This is a genomic window from Streptomyces sp. NPDC051041 (genome assembly GCF_044456065.1).
GTDB classification, from domain to species: domain Bacteria; phylum Actinomycetota; class Actinomycetes; order Streptomycetales; family Streptomycetaceae; genus Streptomyces; species Streptomyces glaucus.
In genome coordinates, this window is record NZ_JBITFM010000009.1 from 113310 (window position 1) to 133470 (window position 20161).

General features: G+C 73.6%; 17 protein-coding genes. 8 read left to right on the plus strand and 9 right to left on the minus strand.

Features of this window, described 5'->3' with window-relative positions:
* Positions 1–132 precede the first annotated feature (132 nt).
* Together ACIBAI_RS17035 and ACIBAI_RS17040 are read right to left on the minus strand one after the other, a co-directional pair.
* Positions 133–1611 (minus strand): MFS transporter, encoded by a 1479-nt coding sequence (locus ACIBAI_RS17035; RefSeq protein ID WP_399034938.1) that lies wholly within the window; start codon positions 1609–1611, stop codon positions 133–135.
* Between the two features lie 323 nt (positions 1612–1934).
* Positions 1935–2840 (minus strand): helix-turn-helix domain-containing protein, encoded by a 906-nt coding sequence (locus ACIBAI_RS17040; protein WP_399034940.1) that lies wholly within the window; start codon positions 2838–2840, stop codon positions 1935–1937.
* A gap of 215 nt (positions 2841–3055) precedes the next feature.
* Between ACIBAI_RS17040 and ACIBAI_RS17045 the strand changes: the two genes are divergently transcribed.
* Genes ACIBAI_RS17045 through ACIBAI_RS17065 form a run of 5 tightly spaced genes read left to right on the plus strand, consistent with a single transcriptional unit; the run spans position 3056 to position 5905 of the window.
* Positions 3056–3616, plus strand: coding sequence for a quercetin 2,3-dioxygenase (locus tag ACIBAI_RS17045; RefSeq protein WP_399034941.1), 561 nt, complete (start codon positions 3056–3058; stop codon positions 3614–3616).
* 7 nt (positions 3617–3623) lie between these two features.
* A complete protein-coding gene (locus ACIBAI_RS17050) occupies positions 3624–3770 on the plus strand; it encodes a DUF1427 family protein (protein ID WP_399034944.1) in 147 nt (48 codons plus the stop codon).
* Positions 3767–4015, plus strand: coding sequence for a DUF1427 family protein (locus ACIBAI_RS17055; protein WP_399034946.1), 249 nt, complete (start codon positions 3767–3769; stop codon positions 4013–4015). Before ACIBAI_RS17050 ends, ACIBAI_RS17055 begins: the two co-directional genes overlap by 4 nt.
* Positions 4005–4970, plus strand: coding sequence for an amidohydrolase family protein (locus ACIBAI_RS17060; protein ID WP_399034948.1), 966 nt, complete (start codon positions 4005–4007; stop codon positions 4968–4970). The genes ACIBAI_RS17055 and ACIBAI_RS17060 overlap by 11 nt, the downstream gene beginning before the upstream one ends.
* Positions 4971–4987: 17 nt before the next feature.
* Positions 4988–5905, plus strand: coding sequence for an alpha/beta hydrolase fold domain-containing protein (locus ACIBAI_RS17065; protein ID WP_399034951.1), 918 nt, complete (start codon positions 4988–4990; stop codon positions 5903–5905).
* 230 nt (positions 5906–6135) lie between these two features.
* Here ACIBAI_RS17065 and ACIBAI_RS17070 read toward each other — a convergent pair whose 3' ends face one another.
* From ACIBAI_RS17070 to ACIBAI_RS17090, 5 genes are all read right to left on the minus strand, one after another.
* The gene (locus ACIBAI_RS17070) at positions 6136–8181 is read right to left on the minus strand and encodes an RICIN domain-containing protein (protein WP_399034952.1); all 2046 of its coding nucleotides are present in this window, start codon (positions 8179–8181) and stop codon (positions 6136–6138) included.
* Positions 8182–8309: 128 nt separating this feature from the next.
* Positions 8310–10352 (minus strand): beta-galactosidase, encoded by a 2043-nt coding sequence (locus ACIBAI_RS17075; protein ID WP_399034954.1) that lies wholly within the window; start codon positions 10350–10352, stop codon positions 8310–8312.
* A gap of 61 nt (positions 10353–10413) precedes the next feature.
* Entirely contained in the window at positions 10414–11757 is a 1344-nt protein-coding gene (locus ACIBAI_RS17080; RefSeq protein WP_399034956.1) for an ABC transporter substrate-binding protein, read from the minus strand.
* 119 nt (positions 11758–11876) lie between these two features.
* Positions 11877–12827 (minus strand): carbohydrate ABC transporter permease, encoded by a 951-nt coding sequence (locus ACIBAI_RS17085; RefSeq protein WP_399034958.1) that lies wholly within the window; start codon positions 12825–12827, stop codon positions 11877–11879.
* A gap of 7 nt (positions 12828–12834) precedes the next feature.
* Positions 12835–13761: a carbohydrate ABC transporter permease gene (locus ACIBAI_RS17090; RefSeq protein ID WP_399034960.1), complete on the minus strand. Its 927-nt coding sequence runs from the start codon at positions 13759–13761 to the stop codon at positions 12835–12837.
* Between the two features lie 369 nt (positions 13762–14130).
* On the opposite strand from ACIBAI_RS17090, the gene ACIBAI_RS17095 reads away from it, so the two are divergent.
* Positions 14131–15132 (plus strand): LacI family DNA-binding transcriptional regulator, encoded by a 1002-nt coding sequence (locus ACIBAI_RS17095; protein ID WP_399035111.1) that lies wholly within the window; start codon positions 14131–14133, stop codon positions 15130–15132.
* A gap of 309 nt (positions 15133–15441) precedes the next feature.
* Here the strand turns inward: ACIBAI_RS17095 and ACIBAI_RS17100 are convergent, their stop codons facing one another.
* Positions 15442–15942, minus strand: a complete 501-nt coding sequence (locus tag ACIBAI_RS17100; RefSeq protein ID WP_399034962.1) for a carboxymuconolactone decarboxylase family protein — start codon at positions 15940–15942, stop codon at positions 15442–15444.
* Positions 15943–16063: 121 nt separating this feature from the next.
* On the opposite strand from ACIBAI_RS17100, the gene ACIBAI_RS17105 reads away from it, so the two are divergent.
* Complete coding sequence (locus ACIBAI_RS17105; RefSeq protein WP_399034964.1) at positions 16064–17056, plus strand: pirin family protein; 993 nt, start codon at positions 16064–16066, stop codon at positions 17054–17056.
* Positions 17057–17407: 351 nt separating this feature from the next.
* The gene (locus ACIBAI_RS17110) at positions 17408–18397 is read left to right on the plus strand and encodes a Gfo/Idh/MocA family protein (RefSeq protein WP_399034966.1); all 990 of its coding nucleotides are present in this window, start codon (positions 17408–17410) and stop codon (positions 18395–18397) included.
* Between the two features lie 207 nt (positions 18398–18604).
* Here ACIBAI_RS17110 and ACIBAI_RS17115 read toward each other — a convergent pair whose 3' ends face one another.
* Positions 18605–20047, minus strand: a complete 1443-nt coding sequence (locus ACIBAI_RS17115) for a GH1 family beta-glucosidase (RefSeq protein WP_399034968.1) — start codon at positions 20045–20047, stop codon at positions 18605–18607.
* Positions 20048–20161 lie beyond the last annotated feature (114 nt).

Below are 20161 nucleotides of genomic sequence, written 5' to 3' on the forward strand. Positions count from 1 at the left end.
GGGGGGGGGGGGGGGGGGGGGGGGGGGGGCGGGGGGGGGGCGCCGGCGGGGGGGGCGGCGGGGGGGGCCCGGGGGGCGGGGCGGGGCGGGCGCCGCCGGGGGGGGCGCCCCCCCCCCCGGGGCGGGGGTGCGTCAGACTGCGGCGGCGGGTGCCTCCTCGGCCTCCTTCTCGGGTTCGCGCAGGGCGGGGATGAACAGGCCGATGACGAGGGCGACCAGGCTGAGCAGGGCGCCGACCCAGAAGGCCCGGGCGTAGCCGCTGTCGCCGTAGAACGCGGTGCCCTCCACGACCGTGCCGTCGGCGGCGAGGGCGGCGAACATCGCGGCGCTGAACACCGCCCCGAAGACGTGGGTGAGCATGGTGAGCATGCCGCTGCCCAGGCCCTGCTCGTCGGTGGAGACCGCGCCGACGACCAGCACCGGCGCGGCGGCGACGACCAGGCCGCTGCCCAGGCTCGCCACGCACATCGTCCACGTCAGCTGGACCGCGCCGGCGTGGAAGAAGCCCGCCAGCAGGTAGCCCAGGCCCATCGCCGCGAGTCCGGCCCACCAGATCAGCCGGGTGTCGACGGCGCGCAGGAGGCGGCTGGCGGTCAGGCCGGTGACGAACAGCAGCAGGTTCCAGGTGACGCCGACGGTGGCGCTGTGCTGCGCGGTCCAGCCGAAGCCGGCCGAGACGCCGGGGATGTGCGGATAGAGCGCCAGCAGGATGGCGACGACGGGCGCGGTGTAGGCGACCGCCTGGGCCAGGGCGCCGGAGACGACGGTGGCCGCCACCGCGCGGCGGCGCAGGACGCCCAGGTCCAGGATCGGGTGGCGGCTCGTCCGCTCCACGAGCAGGAAGCCGATCAGGGCGGCTGCGCCGGCCGCGAGCCAGGCCAGGGTCTTCGCGCTGCCCCAGCCCCAGGCCTGTCCCTGGCCCACGGCGTAGACGAGGACGGCCAGGCCGCCGCCGAGGACGATGCCGCCGAGCCAGTCGAAGCCGGACTCGAAGGCGTGCTTCGGGGTCTCGGGCACGAGGGTCGCCACGAGGAGGAAGGAGACGGTGGTGGCGGCGGCCATGAACCACATGGCTCCCTTGTAGCCCCAGCCGTCGATCAGCCAGCCGGCCAGGAAGGGCGAGGCGAGGGCGACCAGGCCCAGGCTGCTGCCGAGGATGCCGCTGGCGGACTTCACCAGCCTGGCCGGGAAGATGTCCCGCACCGCGGGGAAGGAGAGCGCCGGGAAGGGGCCGTAGCAGGCGGCCAGGCCCCGGCCGACCAGCAGGAGTTCGAAGCTGTTCGCGGTCGCGGCGATGACGTCGCCCACCACGCCCAGGGCGATCATCCCGAGCATGATCCGCTTCTTGCCGTACAGGTCGCCCAGTTTGATGACGAACGGGCTCAGCAGGGCGGAGACCAGCGTCACGATCAGGGAGAACCAGGCCACCTGCGTGGTGCGGAAGCTCTGCGCCACGTCGGCGGTGGCGTTGGAGCCGAGGATGCCCACGGTGACCAGCAACTGGGTGGGCCAGATGAGGGCGATCAGGACGCCCACCAGGCGCGGAGTCCACCTCTGACGGTGCGGGGAGGGTGCTGCATCGAGCGAGGGACTCGCTGACGTCGGTGTCACGAGACCGCTCCTTTCGGAAATCAGCCGGGCGCAGGGAGGCGAGGAGGTGCGCGGACCGCGCCGTTAACGGGGTGGCCATGTGTTCGCGACGAGAGCGAAACGTTTCAGCCGCGCGGTCGATGATGAATCCGAATGCCTAGTGGGCACTAGGTTTTGGAGGTGTGACACACGCCACACAGGAAGGGGGTCCGTCGGAGCGGCCCGCGGCGCGGGCCCTTCGGAACCGGCGCGGCGGAGCGTGCCGGGCGGGAAGGCGGTCGGCCGCGCACCCCGCGGAACGCGCACGGACGCCGCCCGCGGCGGGCGTTCCCGGCGCCCGGCCCTCAGGGCCTGGCCAGGGACCGGAACTCGGTCGGCGTCATGCCGGTGTGCTGGCGGAAGAAGGCGCTGAAGACGGTCGGATAGGTGAACCCGATGCGTTCGCTGATGACGGCCGGCGGCAGCGAGGTGTGGATGAGCAGGCGCTTGGCCTCCAGCAGCACCCGGTCGTCGATGTAGCGCTTGGCGCCGCAGCCCAGGGCCGCCCGGGTGGCGCGGGTGAGGGTGCGGGGACTGTAGCCGAGCCGGGCGGCGTAGTCCTCCACCCGGTGGGTCCGGCGGAAGTCCTCCTCGACGGCCTGGCGGAACAGCTGGAACGGCTCGCTGCCGCCGGAGCGCGTCCGCCGCCTGGGGTCGGCGAGGTGGACGAGCCGGACGAGGATCACCGAGAGCAGGTTCCGCAGCGTCTCGATGTACGCCTCCAGCGGCAGGTCGGCCAGGCCGGCGTGCTCCTCGACCAGGGCGTCCAGCAGGCGCAGCAGGGCCGCCTGCCGCGGCGCGTCCGGGGTGACGAGACGGTGCGGGACGTGCTCGCCGTCCCGGATCAGGGCGTCCGTCGCGGCACTGGGGAAGCCCGAGGGGAAGACCAGGACGGTGCCGTCGCCGTCCCCCGGCCCGTCGGGGAACTGGAGCACCTGCCCCGGCCACACCCACAGCCAGTCGCCCGGGGCGAGCGGATAGGAGGTGAAGTCCACCGAGCACCGCAGGCGGCCGCTCCGCAACGCGACGATCAGGTGGAAGGCCGGACGGACGGGCACCGTCAGGGGCAGCTCCCGCCCGGCGGCGCGGGCGGCGAGTCCGGGCAGGTCGAGGACCTCCAGACCCGGCGGCCTCCCGGGCGTCGGGCGGTACGGCACGGCCGGGACGCCGGCCGTGCCGCGGCCGGCCGCGATCTGTCCGTTTTTCTTCATCGCGTGCCCGAGTGTACGTCGGACCCCCCTCCCGGCCGGTTCTAGGTTTGCCGGAGGGAAGCTCCGCCGCGGGACCGGCCGCGCACGTTCCGGCAGGCTTCCGGCCCGCCGCCCCCGGGACGGGCGGCGCCGCGGGCCGGAAACCGCTCACGGCCGTACCCGGCCGCTCGTCCCGCCCCGGCCGCGCGCCCTCCCCGCAACCAGGAAGGACCACCATGACCATCGAGTTCGCCACCCGCTACCGCGAGCGCTCGCACATCCCGCCGGAGCCCGGCAAGCCGTACTTCATCGAGAAGGGCATGGGCGACCGCGCCCACCTCTTCACCGACCTGTTCACCATCTACGCCGGCGGCGAGCAGACCGAGAACACCTTCAACTTCTTCACCTGCGAAGGCCCGAAGGGCGACACCATCCCCGCCCACTCCCACCCGGACACCTACGAGGTCTTCTACATCACCGACGGCGCGGTGCGCCTGTTCGTGGAGGACCTCCAGGGCGAGCAGTACGAGAAGCTGCTCACCGCCGGCGACTTCGGCTTCGTCCCGAAGAACTGCCCGCACGCCTACCGCATCGAGCGCCACCACAGCCGGATCGTCGGCGTGGCCGCCGGCCCGGGCGGCACCTTCGAGCGGTTCTTCGAGAACCTCGGCACGCCCACCGACGAACTTGGCCTGCCCGGGAAGCCGTTCGTCCCCGAACCGCACAAGTTCGGCACCGTGCCGCAGCGGTACGACGTGAACTTCCTGCCCGACCACGAGTGGCGCACCGGAGGCTGAGCGACCCATGCCGTACCTGAAGGCCCTGCTCGCCGGCGTGCTGGTCGGCGCGGCCTATGTGCTGGTGCGGGTGAAGTCGCCCGCACCGCCCCCGGTCGCGCTGGCCGGGCTGCTGGGCATGCTGCTGGGCCAGGCGGCGCTGGAGGCCCTGTGACGGCCCCCGGCGCGGCCCGCGCCTTCCTCCGCGGGGCCGCCCCCTCCTTCGCCGCCGGCCTGCTCATGGGCGCGCTGTACTGGGCGCTGGACCTCACCTCGCCCGCCCCGCCGCTCATCGGCCTGACCGGGCTGGCCGGGATCGTGCTCGGCGAACGCGCCGCCACCGCCGTCCGCGACCGCCCGGCCCGGCGCCCCGCCCCCTCGCCGCCCGCCGCAGACCCAGGAGACACCCATGCCCTCTGACGCCCCCGGATACCTCGACGTCCACGCCCACTTCGTCACCGACTCCTACGTCCGCCAGGCGCGTGCCGCCGGGCACGAACTCCCCGACGGCGTCCCCGCCTGGCCCACCTGGTCGCCGGCCGCCCACCTGGAACTGATGGACCGCTGCGGTATCGAGACCTCGATGCTCTCGGTGTCCTCGCCGGGCGTCCACTTCGGCGACGACACCGCCGCCCGCCGCCTGGCCCGCGAGGTCAACGAGGCCGGCGCCGAGACCGTGCGCGACCACCCCGGCCGCTTCGGCCTGTTCGCCTCGCTGCCCCTGCCGGACGTCGACGGCGCCCTGGCGGAGATCGCCCACGCCTACGACACCCTGCACGCCGACGGCGTGGTGCTGGAGACCAACACCCACGGCACCTACCTCGGCGACCCCGGCCTGGAACCCGTCTGGGCCGAGCTCGACCGGCGCGGCGCGGTCGTCTTCCTGCACCCCACCTCCCCGGTGTGCTGGGAGCGCTCCGCCCTCGGACGCCCCCGCCCGATGATCGAGTTCGTCTTCGACACCGCCCGCACCGTCACCGACCTGCTCATGGCCGGCACCCTGAGCCGCCACCGCGACCTGACGGTGATCGTGCCGCACTGCGGCGGTGCCCTGCCGGTCCTGGCCGACCGCATCGACGGGTTCATGCGGATGTTCATGCCCGAGGGCACCGAGGCGCCCGGCGCCGTCGAGCAGCTCGGCCGCCTCTACTACGACCTCGCCGGCCCCGCCCTGCCCCGCCAGCTCCCCGCGCTGATGAACCTGGTCGGCACCGACCGGCTGCTGTACGGCAGCGACCACTGCTGGACCCCCGCCGCCGGGGTGGAGGCCCACGTCGCGGGCCTGGACGCCGCCGAGGCGCCCGACGGCGCCGCCAGCTGGCGGGCCCTGACCACCGCCAACGCCCGCCGCATCCTGCCCCGCACGGCCCTGTGAACGACGGAGTCGCCACCGTGACCGACCACGGCCCCGCGCCCTTCCCCCTGCACCTGCTGGCCCCGCCCGACCCGGCGGCCCTGCCCCTGCCGCACCCGGCCCGCCCCGCCGACGGCGTGCGGCTCCTGCGCGGCGCCGTCTACGCGGTACCGGACGGCAGCCGCCCGCTGACCGTCGACCTGTGGCTGCCCGAGGACGCCGCCGGACCCGTGCCCGTCGTCGTCTTCGTCCACGGCGGCGCCTGGCGCACCGGCCTGCGCGACGACCTCGGCCCCCGCTTCCGCCACTGGCGGCCGGGCCCCTTCGCCCGGCTGGCCCGGGCCGGCTTCGCGGTGGCCTGCCCCGACTACCGCCTCAGCGGCGAGGCCCCGTACCCGGCCCAGACCGACGACCTGGCCGCCCTGCTGGCCTGGCTGCGCACCCGCGCCGCCGGCCTCGGCCTGGACGCCGCGCGGCCCGTGCTGTGGGGCGAGTCCGCGGGCGGGCACCTCGCCGCCCTGACCGCCCTCACCCAGCCCGCCGGCACCGTCGCCGGCTGCGTCACCTGGTACGCCCCCACCGACCTGACGCACCTCGCCGACGACCTCCCCGAGGGCGCGTACGACACCCGCGACCCGGCCACCTTCGAGGCCCTGCTGCTCGGCGGCGCCCCGGCGGAGCGGGCCGGGGCGGCGCGCGACGCCAGCCCGGTCACCCGGGTGACCTCCCAGGCACCGCCCTTCCTCCTTCTGCACGGCGCCGACGACGTCCTGGTCCCCGCCCGGCAGTCCGTCCGCCTCGCCGAGGCCCTGCGCGCGGCCGGTCACCACCCGGACCTGCGCCTGGTCACCGGCGGCAACCACCTGTGGGTGGGCCTGTCCGACGAGGAGGTCGAGGAGTGCTACGTCCGCACCGTGGACTTCGCCCGCCGCTGCACGGGCGCCGAAGGGGTCTGAGCCGGACGGCCCGGCGGCACGGCACGCCCGGTCACTCCGCGCGGTGATCGGCCGCAGGAGGCGCGCGGGCGTCCCGGCGACGACCACCATCGGCGGGACGCCGGCGGTCACCACGCCGTCCGCGCCGACGACCGGTCCGCGTCCCACCGCCACGCCGGGCAGGACCACCGCGCCGGCCCCGGCCCGCACGCCGTCCTCGACGCGCACCGGGGCCGGCGGGGGGCAGGGGATCAGTCCCTGCCGGATGTCACGTCGGTGATCGTCCAGCGCTGGTTGGAACCGGAGTTGGGCGGCCAGGTGGTGACCGCGGCGCCCTCGTGGGTGGCCTGCCCGCCGACCTCCAGCAGGCGCCCGGTGGCGGCGTTGACCAGGGTCCAGGTGCCGTCCCCGGTGGTCGACGCGATCCACTCGGCGGCCTCGTCGCGCCGTCCGCTGTCCGGTTCGGCCACCGGTACGTCGTTCCGCACGGCCAGGCGCCTGCCGTCCACCGGGTTGGTGAAGACGTAGCGGTCGCCGGTGCCGCTGCCGGGGCGCACCCGGCTCAGCCGCCACTGCTGCGCGGCGGAGCCGTCGCCCGTGCCGATGACGAGGCCGGTGCCGTCGTCCGCGACGGTGACCGCCTTGCCGCTCTGCACGCCGGTCAGGGTGTAGGTGTGGCCCTTGCGCAGCAGCGGGGCGTCCTTCGCGACGCCGGAGACACCCTGGACGACGAAGGACGTCACCGACTGGGCGGGCACCGTGAAGGTGGCCGCGCGGTCCGTGACCCTGACGGGCGCGTGCCGTTCGAGCTTGCCGTCGGCGCTGGTCACGACGGGCGTGACGGTCGCGTCGCGGCTCACGGTGCGGAACTTGGACAGGTCGACGGTGACCTCGCGCGCCTGGGTGGCGCTGTTGACGTGGACGAGCGAGGCGCCCTTGCCGTCCCTGGTCACGGCGGCCGCGCTGGAGGTGTCGTTCACCTTGATCAGCCGGTCGCCGGGCCTGATGAAGTGGGTGAAGTTGCGCGCGGTGTCGAACTTGGTGTTGGTGCGGACGGGGCAGGTTTCGAGGGTGTCCTGCGAGGTGCAGCTGAACGGCACCTGGATCTCGCCCCAGTTGCCGCCCCTGGCGGACTCGCCGCCGGGCTTCATGTTGTCGTAGTCCTCGACGGGCTGCCAGAACACCCAGGCGCGCGGCTCCAGTTCCCGCAGGTCGTCGACGATGCGCTGGGCGAGGCCGAGACCGGGGCGCATGTCCGTGAAGCTCTGCCCGTCGCCCCAGTCGCCCTCCACCTCGCTCATCCACAGCCGCTTGCCCTCGGCCTTGGCCAGGTCGCGCACGGTGGTGCGCTGGCCGGTGCCGTAGGTGTGCACGTTCATCTGGCCGACGAGGGCGCGGGCCTCGGCGGAGTAGGCGTTCCAGTTCTGGGCGAAGAGGGACGGGTTGGTCTCGTCCATCGCGGAGATCTCCGCCCCGGTCCTCGCCTTCCGCAGCGCCGGGGCGAGCGCCCGGAGCACCTTCTGCTGGAGTTCGGGGCCCATGTGGGCGCCCTCCTGACGGCCGCCGACGGGTTCGCCGTCCGGGCCGAGCCGGGTGCTCCAGTAGGTGGTGTTCGGCTCGTTGAAGGGGTCGACCGTGTCGACCTTGATGCCGTGCGCCTGCTCCAGCCGCCTGGTCGCGCCGGCCAGGTAGGCGGCGAAGTCGTCGACGGACTCGGCCTTGAGCTGGTCCTCGGCCGCGTCGAACCCGCCCGAGACGTAGCCGCTGACCGTCATGAACCAGGGCGGGGAGTTGCTGAACGTCTCCCAGTGGGTGATGTCGTCCTTGATGCGGTCGACCCACCAGCGCTGGGTGGCGTCGGCGTCGTCGTTCCAGTCGGCCGGATCCCCGGCGTCCCACCAGTCGGTGTCCTCGCGGGTGGTGCCCGCGGGGGCCCGCCACCAGCCCTCGACGGCGCCGCCGGCGCGCAGGTAGTCCTTCACGTCCGGGGCGTTGCCGCCGCCGATGTTGTAGCGGGCGATGTTCAGCGCCAGGCCGTCGTCGCCGAAGAGGAGCGCGGCGAGCTTCTCGCGTATCTCCTTCGGGTAGTCGCCGGTGGCGTTGGCGAACCAGACGAGGCTGGTGCCCCAGCCCTCGAACGGCTCCTGCTGGTAGGAGGGGTCGGGCCGGACGGTGACGGAGGGGACGTCCGCCGCCTGCGCGGCGGGCGACGGGGCGGACACCAGGGTGGCCCCGGTGGCCAGGGCGGTGATGCCGGCGGCTGCGAGCAGCCGTCTGCTGCGGGTACGGCGTGCCATCGGTGTGCTCCCAACTGAGGTGTGGTCGCGCTCTGGTGGACCTCCCGCCCCGCGCTCGGCGGGACGGGAGGGGCGGCCCCCGCAACGGGTGCGTGCCGTTCCGGGGAGACGTGGGGTGCGGGTACGGCTCAGGCGGCCGGCTGCCGCAGGACGGCGACCGCGCGGGGCCCGAGGACGAGGGCGCCGTCGGCGCCCGTGCCGCCGAGCAGCACCTCTCCGGTGAGGCCGGGCACCGTGACGGCCTCGTCGGTCCTGTTGACCAGGAACACGAACCGGGCGTCGGCGCCCCGGCGCACGGTCGTCTCGACCAGCCCCCGTACGGCGGCGGGCAGTTCGCTCGCCACGCCGGCCGGTTCCAGCAGCCGCGGCAGCAGGGCGGTGAGCCCGTCGACGCCGAGCCGGGTGGAGACGTAGGCGGCCGAGCCCCCGCCCGTCGGACGCCGGGTGACGGCGGGCCGCCCGGCGTGCACGCCGGTGCGGTAGCGGGACAGCACCTCGGTCTCGGGGGCGGTGACGGTGATCCGGTCGGTCCACAGGCTGCCGGTCGTCGCGTCGTCGAGTGCGACGGTGTCACCGGCGAGCAGCGGCCCGAACTCCTCGATGCGGATGCCGAGCAGGTCGCGCAGCGCGCCGGGGTAGCCGCCGAGCCACACGTGGTCGTTCTCGTCGACGACGCCGGAGAAGTACGTCGTGACGAGGTGGCCGCCCTGTTCGGCGTACCGGGTGAGCGTCTTGGCCAGGTCGGCGGGGACCAGGTGCAGCACGGGGGCGATCAGCACCCGGTGGCGGTGCAGGTCGGCCCGGGCGGTGACGAGGTCGGCGCGGATGCCGAGGGCCAGCAGGGCGGAGTACCAGTCCAGCGCCTCCTGCCGGTAGTCCAGCAGGGAGGTGGGGTGGGAGTCCTGCTCGCTCGCCCACCACGACTCCCAGTCGTAGAGGATGCCGACCCGGGCGGGCTCCCGCTCGCTGCCCGCGACGGGGGCGAGCGCCTTCAGGGTCGCGCCGAGCTCGGTCACCGCGCGGAACAGGTCGCTGTCCGGCCCCGCGTGCGGGACCATCGCGGAGTGGTACTTCTCGGCGCCGGCCGCGGACTGGCGCCACTGGAAGAAGCACACCGCGTCGGCTCCGTGCGCGACGTGCAGCAGCGAGTCGCGGGCCAGCTCGCCGGGCCGCTTGGCGACGTTGACGGGCTGCCAGTTGACGGCGCTGGTGGAGTGCTCCATCAGGAACCAGGGCCGCCCGCCGGAGATGCCGCTGGTGAGGTTGGCGGAGAAGGACAGCTCGTCGCGGTCCTGCGGACCCGGGTGGACGTAGTGGTCGTTGGAGACGAAGTCGATCTCGTCGGCCCAGTCGGGGTAGTTCATGCCCTTCGTGCCGCCCATCACCATGAAGTTGGTGGTGACCGGGACGTCCGGCGTGATCTCCCGCAGGATCGCGCGTTCGGCGCGCAGGTGGTCCTTCAGCGCGTCCGACGAGAAGCGCTTGAAGTCCAGCTGCTGGGTGGGGTTGGGATGCGAGGCGGCCAGCCGGGGCGGCAGGATCTGCTCCCAGTCGGTGTACCGCTGCGACCAGAACGCCGTTCCCCAGGCGTCGTTGAGCGCGTCGAGCGTGGTGTAGCGGGCGCGCAGCCAGTCGCGGAAGGCGCGGGCCGCGTCGTCGGAGTAGTCGTACACGTTGTGGCAGCCCAGCTCGTTGCTGACGTGCCAGGCGACCAGGGCCGGATGACCGGCGTAGCGGGTGGCCATCTCGCGGACCAGGCGCAGCGCGTACCGGCGGAAGACCGGCGAGGTGGGGCGCCAGTGCTGGCGCGCCCCCGGCCACAGGGTCTCGCCGCCCGCGGTGACCGGGAGGATCTCCGGGTGGGCCGTGGTGAGCCACGGCGGCGGGGACGCGGTGGCCGTGGCCAGGTCGACGCCGATGCCGCCCGCGTGCAGGAGGTCCATGACCTCGTCCAGCCAGGCGAAGTCCCACTCGTCCTCGGCCGGCTGGATGCGGGCCCAGGAGAAGATCCCCACCGACACGAGGTTCACGCCGGCCTCGCGCATCAGCCGGACGTCCTCCTCCCAGACGGAGCGGGGCCACTGCTCGGGGTTGTAGTCGGCGCCGTAGACGAGGCGCGGGGCGAGGTCACCGTCCGCCCCGCTGCGGCGGGACAGGAGGGTGGAGATCATGGCGGTCCTTCCGGGGGTGGGGCACCGGGGCGGCGCGGGGTGTGCGCGCCGCCCCGGCGTGCTACTTCTCGACGGTGAAGCCCTGCTCGGCGCCGTACTCGACGGAGGCGTCCTGCCACGCCTTCAGGCCGTCGGCCAGCGTGGTGCCGGAGACGTAGGCCTTGCCGACGGTGTCGTTGAAGATCGAGTTGGCGTACACCTGGTACGGCAGGTACGACCAGTCGTCGGCGACGTTCGCGGCGGCCTCGGCGAAGACCTTGTTGGCCTGCTGTCCGCCGAAGTAGGGGAACTCGGTGTCCTGGAACGCCTTGGAGTTCAGCTGCGCGGTGGTCGCCGGGAACGCGCCGCCCTCCACCCGGGTGTCGACGCCCTTGCCGACGTTCGCGTACTCGACGAAGGCGTAGGCCAGCGCCTCGTTCCCGCCGAGCTCGGGCAGGGTCAGGGCGCTGCCGCCGTTCTCCGCGCCGGCCCGGGCGCCCGCCTCCCACTGCGGCAGCGGGGCGACGCGCCAGTCGCCGGCGGCGTCCTTCACGCCGGAGGTGAAGTTGGCGGGCATCCAGGCGCCGGTGGCGAGGGTGGCGATGGTGCCGTCGCCGAGGCCCTTGTACCACTCGTCGGACCAGCTGGTGACGGGCGCGAGGAGCTTCTCGTCGAGGAGCTTCTGCCAGGTGCCGGTGTACTTCCCGGCGCCCGCGTCGGAGAAGTCGATCCTCACCTTGGTGCCGTCGACCCGGTAGGGGCGCGAACCGGCCTGCCACAGCAGGCTGGTGGTGAGACCGGCGTCACCGGCGTCGTTGGTGATGTACGCCTTCGGGTCCGCCTTGTGCAGGGCGCGGGCCGCGTCCACGTACTCGTCCCACGTCGTGGGCACCTTGATCCGGTACTTGTCGAAGACCTTCTTGTTGTAGAACAGCGCCATGGGACCGGAGTCCATCGGCAGGCCGTAGACGCCCTCGCCGCCGGCCTTCACGCTGTTCCACGGGCCGGGGGAGAACCGGCCGGCCAGCTTGCCGGCGCCGAAGCCCCTGAGGTCGGTGAGCTGCTCGGTCAGCGCGTACTGGCCCAGGGCGTAGTACTCGATCTGGGCGACGTCGGGGACGCCCTTCTTGGCGGAGATGGCGTTCTGCAGCGCCTTGTACTGGTCGTTGTGGGTGCCCGCGTTGACCAGGTTCACCTCGACGCCGGGGTGCTCCTTCTCGAAGTCGGCGGCGACCTGCTTCAGGGTGGGTTCCCACGCCCAGACGGTGATCGTGCCGCCCTTCTCCAACGCGGCCCGGACGTCCGCCTCGGAGACCTTCTTCGGGCTCGAGCCGGAGTCGTCGGAGCCGCCGCAGGCGGTGGCGCCCAGGGCGAGGGCGCAGACGAGGCCGATGCCGCGCAGCAGGCGGCGGGAGGGCATGCGCATGGTCGTGCTTCCACTTCTTCGTGGCCGAAACCGTGACCGATGGGGGTTGCAGGGGCAGGGGCCCGCGCGGCACGCGCGCGAAGGCGCGGGCCGCACGGTCGTGCGGTGGGGGAGTGGCGCTATTCCTTGACGCTTCCGGCGGCGAGTCCGGACTGCCAGTACTTCTGCAGCAGCAGGAACGCGGCGATCAGCGGGACGATGGTGATGAGGGAGCCGGTGATGACCAGGTGGAACACGGGCTGGCCGCCGGCCGTCGCGGCCTGGGCGTTCCAGCTGTTCAGGCCCAGGGTCAGGGGATACCAGTCCGGGTCCTTGATCATGATCAGCGGCAGGAAGTAGTTGTTCCAGGTCGCGACCATGGTGAACAGGGAGACGGTGACGATGCCCGGCGCCAGCAGCGGCAGGGCGACCTGGAAGAAGGTGCGCACCTCGCCGGCGCCGTCGATGCGGGCCGCCTCCAGCAGCTCGGTGGGGATCGCCTCACCGGCGAACACCCACATCAGGTACAGGCCGAACGGGGAGATCAGGGAGGGAACGATCACCGCCCACGGGGTGTCGGTGAGCCCCATGTTGCTGAACATCAGGAACGTCGGCACCGCCAGCGCGGTCCCCGGCACGGCCACGGCGCCGATGACGACGGCGAACACCGCGCGGCGTCCCGGGAAGTCGAACTTGGCCAGCGCGTAACCGCCCAGCACGGCGAGGAAGGTGGCGCCGCCCGCGCCCAGGACGACGTACAGGACGGTGTTCAGCAGCCAGCGGGTGAAGACGCCGTCGTCGTAGGTGAACGTCTCGGCGATGTTGTCCCACAGGGCGAAATCGCCGTCGAACCACAGACCGAACGAACGGGACAGTCCCTGCTGGGTCTTGGTGGCGCTGATGGCCAGCCAGGCCAGTGGCACCAGGCTGTAGAGCAGCACCAGGCCGGTGAGCACGGTCAGCAGGACGCTGCGCCGGGGCCGGGAGGGGGAGTGGCCGCGCCGGGGCGTGCGCAGCCGGGACGCGGGGCCGGACGCGCGGGAGCGGGAGGGCGCGGAGCGGCCGGAGACGTCGGCGACGGTACTGGTCATCGCTGCTTCACACTCCCTTGCGCAGGCCGCGCAGCTGGACGACATAGGCGATGACCATGGTGATCAGTCCCATGACGATGGCGACCGTCGCGGAGTAGTTGTGCTGCTGGCCGGAGAAGGACAGCGAGTAGGTGTAGGAGTTGGGGGTGTAGTCGGTGGTGATGGCGTTGGGCGCCAGCTTCTGCAGGACGCTCGGTTCGTTGAAGAGCTGGAAGCTGCCGATGACGGAGAAGATCGTCGCGATGACCAGGGCGCCGCGGATCGCGGGCAGTTTGATGGCGGTGATGACCCGGATCTGCCCGGCGCCGTCGATCTCGGCCGCCTCGTACAGCGAGTGCGGGACCACACGCAGCGCCGAGTAGAAGATCAGCATGTTGTAGCCGACGAACTCCCAGGTGACGATGTTTCCGATCGAGGTCAGCACCAGGTCCGAGGAGAGCGGGTCGGGCAGGGACAGGCCGAAGGCGTCGTTGAGGTCGCCGACGAGGCCGAAGCGCGTGCCGTACATGAAGCCCCACATGAGGGTGGCGACGACGGCCGGCACCGCGTACGGCAGGAAGACCGAGATGCGGAAGAAGTTCCTGCCGTAGAGGCGCCCGCTGTCCAGGGCCAGGGCCACCAGGAGGGCGATGCCGAGCATGACCGGCACCTGGACGCACAGGAAGAGCGAGACGCGGCCGAGCGCGGCCCAGAAGTTCTCGTCCCGCAGCGCCTGCCGGTAGTTGTCGAGGCCGACGAAGGTGGTCCCGCCGATGAGCTGGTCGCGGAAGAGGCTCAGATAGACCGAGTACGCGATCGGAGCCAGGAACACCACGGCGAAGACGGCCACGAAGGGGCCGATGAAACCCCATCCCGTCCAGGAGCGGCGGTCCCGTCTCGCCGGGGGCGGTGCCGGCCGCGGCCCGGCGGCCGCCGGCGGTTGCAGCGTCGTCATGTCGTTCCTCGCTCGTCCGCACTTGTGGAACCGATGGCGTGGGCCGGACCGGCCGGACGGCACACCCCCACCTGATGTTTGCGTAAACATCAACGGCCAAAAAAAGGCGGCGAGCTGTTATGTTTACGTAAACATCTGATGGCGGCATGTCTACACTGCCCCGATGACGACGGTCAAGGGTCCTTCGGGGAAACCATGACGCGGACAACGACGGAAGGCGGCTGACGACGAGTGGACTCGGCTGAGAGGACGCCGGCGAACGTGCCCGGCCCGGCCGTCGAGCGGGCCGGAACCACCGGCGAGCCGGCCGGCGGCGCTTCGAAGCGCATCGGTGACCGCGCCCGGCGCGGTGTCCGGACCACGGCCTCCATGGCCGACGTGGCCCGTCTGGCGGGCGTCTCCTCGCAGACCGTCTCCCGGGTCTCCAACGGCTATGCCGGAGTGCACGAGGAGACCCGCCGTCAGGTGCTGGCCGCGATGAAGGAGCTCGGCTACCGGCCCAACAGCGCGGCCCGCGCGCTCAAGCGCGGCGAGTTCCGCACCATCGGCGTCATCACCTTCACGCTCGCCACCACCGGCAACGTGCGGACCCTGGAGGCGATCGCCACCTCCGCGGCGCGCGAGGGCTACGCGGTGACGCTGCTCCCGGTCGCCGTGCCCACGCAGGACGAGGTGCGCGGCGCGTTCTCCCGGCTGGAGGAGCTCGCCGTCGACGCGGTGATCGTCATCATGGAGGTCCATCTGCTCGACGCGGCGACGATCACCCTGCCGCCGCACGTCCAGGTCGTGGTCGTCGACTCCGACGCCGGCGACCACTACACGGTCGTCGACACCGACCAGGCCGGCGGCACCCGCGCCGCCGTGCAGCACCTGCTCGACCTCGGCCACCGGACGGTGTGGCACCTGGGCGGCCCGGCGGACTCCTTCGCCGCGCAGCGCCGCACGGACGCCTGGCGCGCCGCCCTCACCGAGGCCGGCCGCGTCCCGCCGCCGCTGATCCGGGGGGACTGGTCGGCGGAGTCGGGCTACCGCGCCGGGCTCGAACTCGCGGCCCGCGAGGACTGCACGGCCGTCTTCGCGGCCAACGACCAGATGGCCCTCGGACTGCTGCGGGCCCTGCACGAACGCGGCCGGCGGGTGCCCGAGGACGTCAGCGTCATCGGTTTCGACGACATCCCCGAGGCGTCGTCCTTCCTGCCGCCGCTGACCACCGTCCACCAGGACTTCGCCGAGGTGGGACGGCTCTGTGTCGAGGCCGTGCTGCGCAAGATGCGCCAGGAGGGCCCGGAGCGGGGCACCACGCTGGTGCCGACGCGGCTGGTGCTGCGGGAGAGCACGGCCCCGCCGGGGCGGGATCCGAAGCGGCCCTGACGCGCCGGCCGCCCGCCGCGGCGGACGGTGGAGCGGGGCGCGGCCGGGTGCCCGGGTCGCTCCGTCGGCCGACGACCGGTGCGTGCCACCGCCGTGACCACGGTAATATGGATCTTGCGCGAGCCGCTCGAGGACGGGCGGTGAGACGTGCGTTGGTGGTCCAAGGAAAGACGCCCCGCTTCCCGTGGGGAGATGCAGGTGCAAGGCCTGCCCAGCGCTCGACCGAGGGGTTCTGCTCCCGCATCCGTGCGGGAGCGGAACCCCTTCCGCCGTTCCGGGCCCCGGCCGCGCGGCCGGGGCCCGGGCCCGTCAGGCGTCGCGCTCCTGGCCGGGGACGGCGCGCACCGGGTGCTTGCTCAGGACGGAGACCCGGTTGAAGGCGTTGATGGTGATCGCCACCCAGATCACCGCGGACAGCTCGTCGTCGGTGAAGACCCGGCGCGCCGCCTCGTAGGCGTCCTCCTGGAGGGCGGCGTCCGCGGGCTCGGTGACGGCCTCGGCCAGGGCGAGCGCCGCGCGTTCCCGGGCCGTGAACACCTCGGTGTCGCGCCAGGCGGCCAGCACCCCCAGCCGCTGCGGGGTCTCGCCGGCGCGCAGCGCGGCCCGGGTGTGCAGGGCGAGGCAGTAGGCGCAGGCGTTGATCTGCGACACGCGGAGGTCGACCAGCTCCACGAGGACGCGGTCCAGGCCCGCGTCGGCGGCGGCCGCGCGGGCTTCCACGGCCGTCTCGAACAGGGCGTGGTAGACCTTGGGGTTCTGCTTGTCGATGAAGACCCGCCGGCCCGCGGGGCCTGCTGCCGTGTCGCTCAACCCGGACTCCTTCGTGGATCTGGCGTCCCCCGCTCCTTGTGCCGCGCACTCTACGGGGCGGAGACTTACCATCGACATGATTGTTGAACATCAAACTATCTTTGGGTGAGAGGGGCGTGCGATGAGCAACTCCGAGGTGCCGCCCGCCGGACCGCGCTGCGACGCCGCGGGCCGCGGCGCGCCCGCGGGGCAGGCCGACGTGCTGCCGCCGCGAGCCGTGCCGCTGGGCGGCCCGCGGGCGATGACGGTGCGGCGCACGCTGCCGCAGCGGGACCGGACGCTGATCGGGGCCTGGTGCTTCCTCGACCACTACGGCCCCGACGACGTGGCCGACACCGGCGGCATGGACGTCGCCCCCCATCCGCACACCGGACTGCAGACCGTGAGCTGGCTGTTCAGCGGAGAGATCGAACACCGCGACAGCCTGGGCAGCCACGCCCTGGTCAGACCCGGTGAGCTGAACCTGATGACGGGAGGCCGCGGCATCAGTCACTCCGAGGTCTCCACCCCCCGCACCACGGTCCTGCACGGCGTGCAGCTGTGGGTGGCCCTGCCCGGGGAACACCGCGACACCGGCCGCGACTTCCGGCACCACGTCCCGGAGCCGGTCCGGCTGGACGGAGCCGACATCAGGGTCTTCCTCGGCACCCTCGCCGGCGCCGCCTCCCCGGTGCCGACCTTCACGCCCCTGCTCGGCGCCGAACTCCTCCTCGCGCCGCGCGCGACCGTCACGCTGGAGACGGACCCCGCCTTCGAGCACGGCCTCCTCGTCGACGAGGGCGAGGTCCGGTTCGCCGGAACACTGCTGCGCCCGGCGGAGCTGGGCTGCCTGGACGCCGGACACCCCACGCTGACCCTGACGAACGAGACGGACACCCCCGCCCGGACCGTGCTGCTGGGCGGGACGCCGTTCCAGGAGGAGATCGTCATGTGGTGGAACTTCGTCGGCCGCAGCCACGAGGACATCGTCGCGGCCAGGCAGGCGTGGCAGGACGCCTCCGACCGGTTCGGAACGGTCGACGGCTACGCCGGGGAGCGCCTTCCCGCCCCCGCCCTTCCCCACGTCACCCTCACCCCGCGCGGGAACACGGCGCGCCGCGGAGCGGACGGGTGACTTCCCGCGCGGCCCGCCCACTGCACCGCCCGCCGGGCCGGGGAGCCGCGCCCGCGCCGCGGGTCCCGCCGGCTCGGACGGTCCGCGGGCCGGCGCGCGGGGCCGGCCCCGGCGAGGCGGCCCTCCGCCCGGCAGCCGTCCGGCGGTCGTACCGGCCGCCCAGGGGATCCGGGCGGTGAGGGGTCCCGGCGCCGGGCTCGCCGGGCGGTGACGGGGCACGGCCGAAGTCCGCCGGCCGGCGCCCGCGAGCCGGTCGCGCGCTGTCGGGCGGACCGGGTCTCGCCACGGGTGGGAACGCGCCCATAGAGTGCGGGGGCAGTCCTGTGACCACCATCGAAGCGGGAGAAGCACGTGAGCGAACAGCCCATCCGCTGGGGCATCCTGGCGACCGGCGGCATGGCCGCCGCCTTCACCGAGGACCTGCTGCGTCTGCCGGACGCGCAGGTCACCGCGGTCGGGTCCCGGTCGGCGGACGCCGCGCGGCGGTTCGCGGCGAGGTTCGGCATCCCCCGGGCCCACGGCAGCTGGCGGGAGCTGGCGGCCGACCCGGAGGTGGACGTCGTCTACGTGGCCACTCCGCACGCCCACCACGTGCCGGCGGCGACGGCCTGCCTGGAGGCGGGCAAACCGGTGCTGTGCGAGAAGCCGTTCTCGCTCAGCGGCCGGCAGGCCCGCGAGCTGGCCGAACTGGCCGGCAAGCAGGGCCTGTTCCTGATGGAGGCGATGTGGACCCGCGTCAACCCCACCGTGCTCCGTGTCGCGGATCTGGTGGCGGACGGCGCCATCGGCGAGGTCCGCGCGCTGCACGCCTCCTTCGGGGAACGGGTGACCGCACCGCCGGAGCACCGGCTGTGGGACCCGGCGGCGGGCGGCGGCGCCCTGCTCGACCTGGGCACCTACCCGGTCTCCTTCGCGCACCTGCTGCTCGGGACCCCGGACACCGTCACCGCCCACGCGCGCCTGTCCCCGCAGGGCGTCGACGCGCAGACCGGTGTCCTGCTCGGATACCCCGACGGGGCGATGGCCGTGCTGTCGTGCTCCCTGCTCGCCCGTGACGAGCACCGGGCGGCGGTGTACGGAACCGCGGGACGCATCGAGATACCGGCGGACTTCTTCAACCCGCGCTCCTTCGTGCTGCACCGCGACGGCCACGAGCCGCAGACCGTCACCGCTCCGCCGCAGGAGGGCAACGGCTACGGACACCAGGCCAGGGAGGTGATGCGCTGCCTGCGGGCGGGCCTGACCGAGTCGCCGCTGGTGCCGCTGGCCGACACCATCGCGGTCATGGAGGTCCTGGACGCGGTGCGGGAGCGGATCGGGGTCCGCTACCCGGGGGAGTGACGGCCGGGCGGCCGCGACCGGGAGGGGCGCCGACGCGCCACGGCGGTCCGCCGCCCCGCGGCCGGCCGTGGCGCGTCGGCGCCAAGGGCCCGGCGCCGGCCCCGCGACGCAGGACGAGCCCGCCCCCGGGACCCGGTGGACCGGGCGTCGGGGGCGGGCTCGCGGTGCGGCGTCGTGCGGGGCGGTGGACGCCGCACCGGGCCGGGGTCAGGCTCCGGGCAGGACGCCGGTGCGGGCCACCTGGGCGTACCAGCGGGCGCTGGCCTTGGGGATGCGCGTGCCGGTCGGGTAGTCGACGTAGACGATGCCGAAGCGCTTGCTGTAGCCGTGGGCCCATTCGAAGTTGTCCAGCAGCGACCACAGGAAGTAGCCGCGGACGTCCACGCCGTCCTGGACGGCCTGGTGCACGGCGGCCAGGTGGCCGCGCAGATAGGCGATCCGCTCCGGGTCGTTGACGTTGCCCTCGGGGTCGGCGTAGTCGTGGAACGCGGCACCGTTCTCGGTGATGACCAGCGGCAGCCGGGGGAAGTCGGCGGCCAGCCGCTGCAGCAGTTCGTACAGGCCGGTCGGGTCGACGGCCCAGCCCATGGCGGTGGTGTCGCCCGGGGGCTGGTGGAAGGCGACCCCGTCGGCCGCCGGCCACGGGCTGTGGGCGCTGTTGCCGTGCCCGTCGGAGGTGTGGGTGCCGCTGCCGTCCGCCTGGGAGACGAGCGTGGGCGAGTAGTAGTTGACGCCGAGGAAGTCCAGCGGCTGGTGGATCCGCGCGAGGTCGCCGTCGCGCACGAAGGACCAGTCGGTCAGCGCGGCGGTGTCCTTGAAGAGGTCCTCCGGGTAGGCGCCGTTCAGCATCGGACCGGTGAAGACCCGGTTGGCCAGCGCGTCGATGCGGCGGGCGGCGTCGGCGTCGGCGCCGCTGTCGGTGCGCGGACGCACGTGGTGGACGTTGAGCGTGACCGAGCACCGGGCGTCCGCCGGGATCCGGTCGCGCAGCACCTGCACGGCCAGCCCGTGGGCCAGGTTGAGGTGGTGGGCGGCGCGCAGGGCGGCGACCGGGTCGGTGCGGCCGGGGGCGTGCACACCGGAGCCGTACCCGAGGAAGGCGCTGCACCAGGGCTCGTTGAGGGTGGTCCACGTCTTCACCCGGTCACCGAGGGCGTCGGCGGCCAGGGCCGCGTACTCGGCGAACCGTTCGGCGGTGGCGCGCTCCGGCCAGCCGCCCGCGTCCTCCAGCTCCTGCGGCAGGTCCCAGTGGTAGAGGGTGGCGACGGGCTGGATGCCCTTGTCCAGCAGCTCGTCGACGAGGCGCCGGTAGAAGTCGAGTCCCTTCTGCACGGCGGGACCGCGGCCGGTGGGCTGGATCCGCGGCCAGGCCAGGGAGAAGCGGTAGGCGCCGATGCCGAGTTCGGCCATCAGGGCGACGTCCTCGCGCCAGCGGTGGTAGTGGTCGGTGGCGATGTCCCCGGTGTCGCCGTTGCGGACCCGGCCCGGGGTGCGGGCGTAGGTGTCCCAGATGGACGGCGTGCGGCCGTCCTCGGCCGCGGCCCCCTCGATCTGGTACGAGGCGGTCGCGGTGCCCCAGAGGAAGCCCTCCGGGAAGGCGAGGTCGGTGTCCGGGGCGGATGCGGTCTGCTGCTGTGCTGCGGTGACCACGTGTGTCCTTTCGGGTGAGGGAGTGGGGGCGCGTACGGGCCGAGCGGATGCGCGGTGCCCGGGCGGCGCGCGGGGCGGGCCGCCCGGGCACCCAGGGGGGTGGCCCGCCCCGCC

Excerpts from the sequence above, each read along its gene's own strand:
- ACIBAI_RS17040 (WP_399034940.1), bottom strand. The coding sequence starts at position 2,840 with ATGAAGAAAAACGGACAGATCGCGGCCGGCCGCGGCACGGCCGGCGTC.
- ACIBAI_RS17045 (WP_399034941.1), top strand. The coding sequence starts at position 3,056 with ATGACCATCGAGTTCGCCACCCGCTACCGCGAGCGCTCGCACATCCCG.
- ACIBAI_RS17050 (WP_399034944.1), top strand. The coding sequence starts at position 3,624 with ATGCCGTACCTGAAGGCCCTGCTCGCCGGCGTGCTGGTCGGCGCGGCC.
- ACIBAI_RS17060 (WP_399034948.1), top strand. The coding sequence starts at position 4,005 with ATGCCCTCTGACGCCCCCGGATACCTCGACGTCCACGCCCACTTCGTC.
- ACIBAI_RS17070 (WP_399034952.1), bottom strand. The coding sequence starts at position 8,181 with ATGGCACGCCGTACCCGCAGCAGACGGCTGCTCGCAGCCGCCGGCATC.
- ACIBAI_RS17075 (WP_399034954.1), bottom strand. The coding sequence starts at position 10,352 with ATGATCTCCACCCTCCTGTCCCGCCGCAGCGGGGCGGACGGTGACCTC.
- ACIBAI_RS17080 (WP_399034956.1), bottom strand. The coding sequence starts at position 11,757 with ATGCGCATGCCCTCCCGCCGCCTGCTGCGCGGCATCGGCCTCGTCTGC.
- ACIBAI_RS17085 (WP_399034958.1), bottom strand. The coding sequence starts at position 12,827 with ATGACCAGTACCGTCGCCGACGTCTCCGGCCGCTCCGCGCCCTCCCGC.
- ACIBAI_RS17090 (WP_399034960.1), bottom strand. The coding sequence starts at position 13,761 with ATGACGACGCTGCAACCGCCGGCGGCCGCCGGGCCGCGGCCGGCACCG.
- ACIBAI_RS17095 (WP_399035111.1), top strand. The coding sequence starts at position 14,131 with ATGGCCGACGTGGCCCGTCTGGCGGGCGTCTCCTCGCAGACCGTCTCC.
- ACIBAI_RS17105 (WP_399034964.1), top strand. The coding sequence starts at position 16,064 with ATGAGCAACTCCGAGGTGCCGCCCGCCGGACCGCGCTGCGACGCCGCG.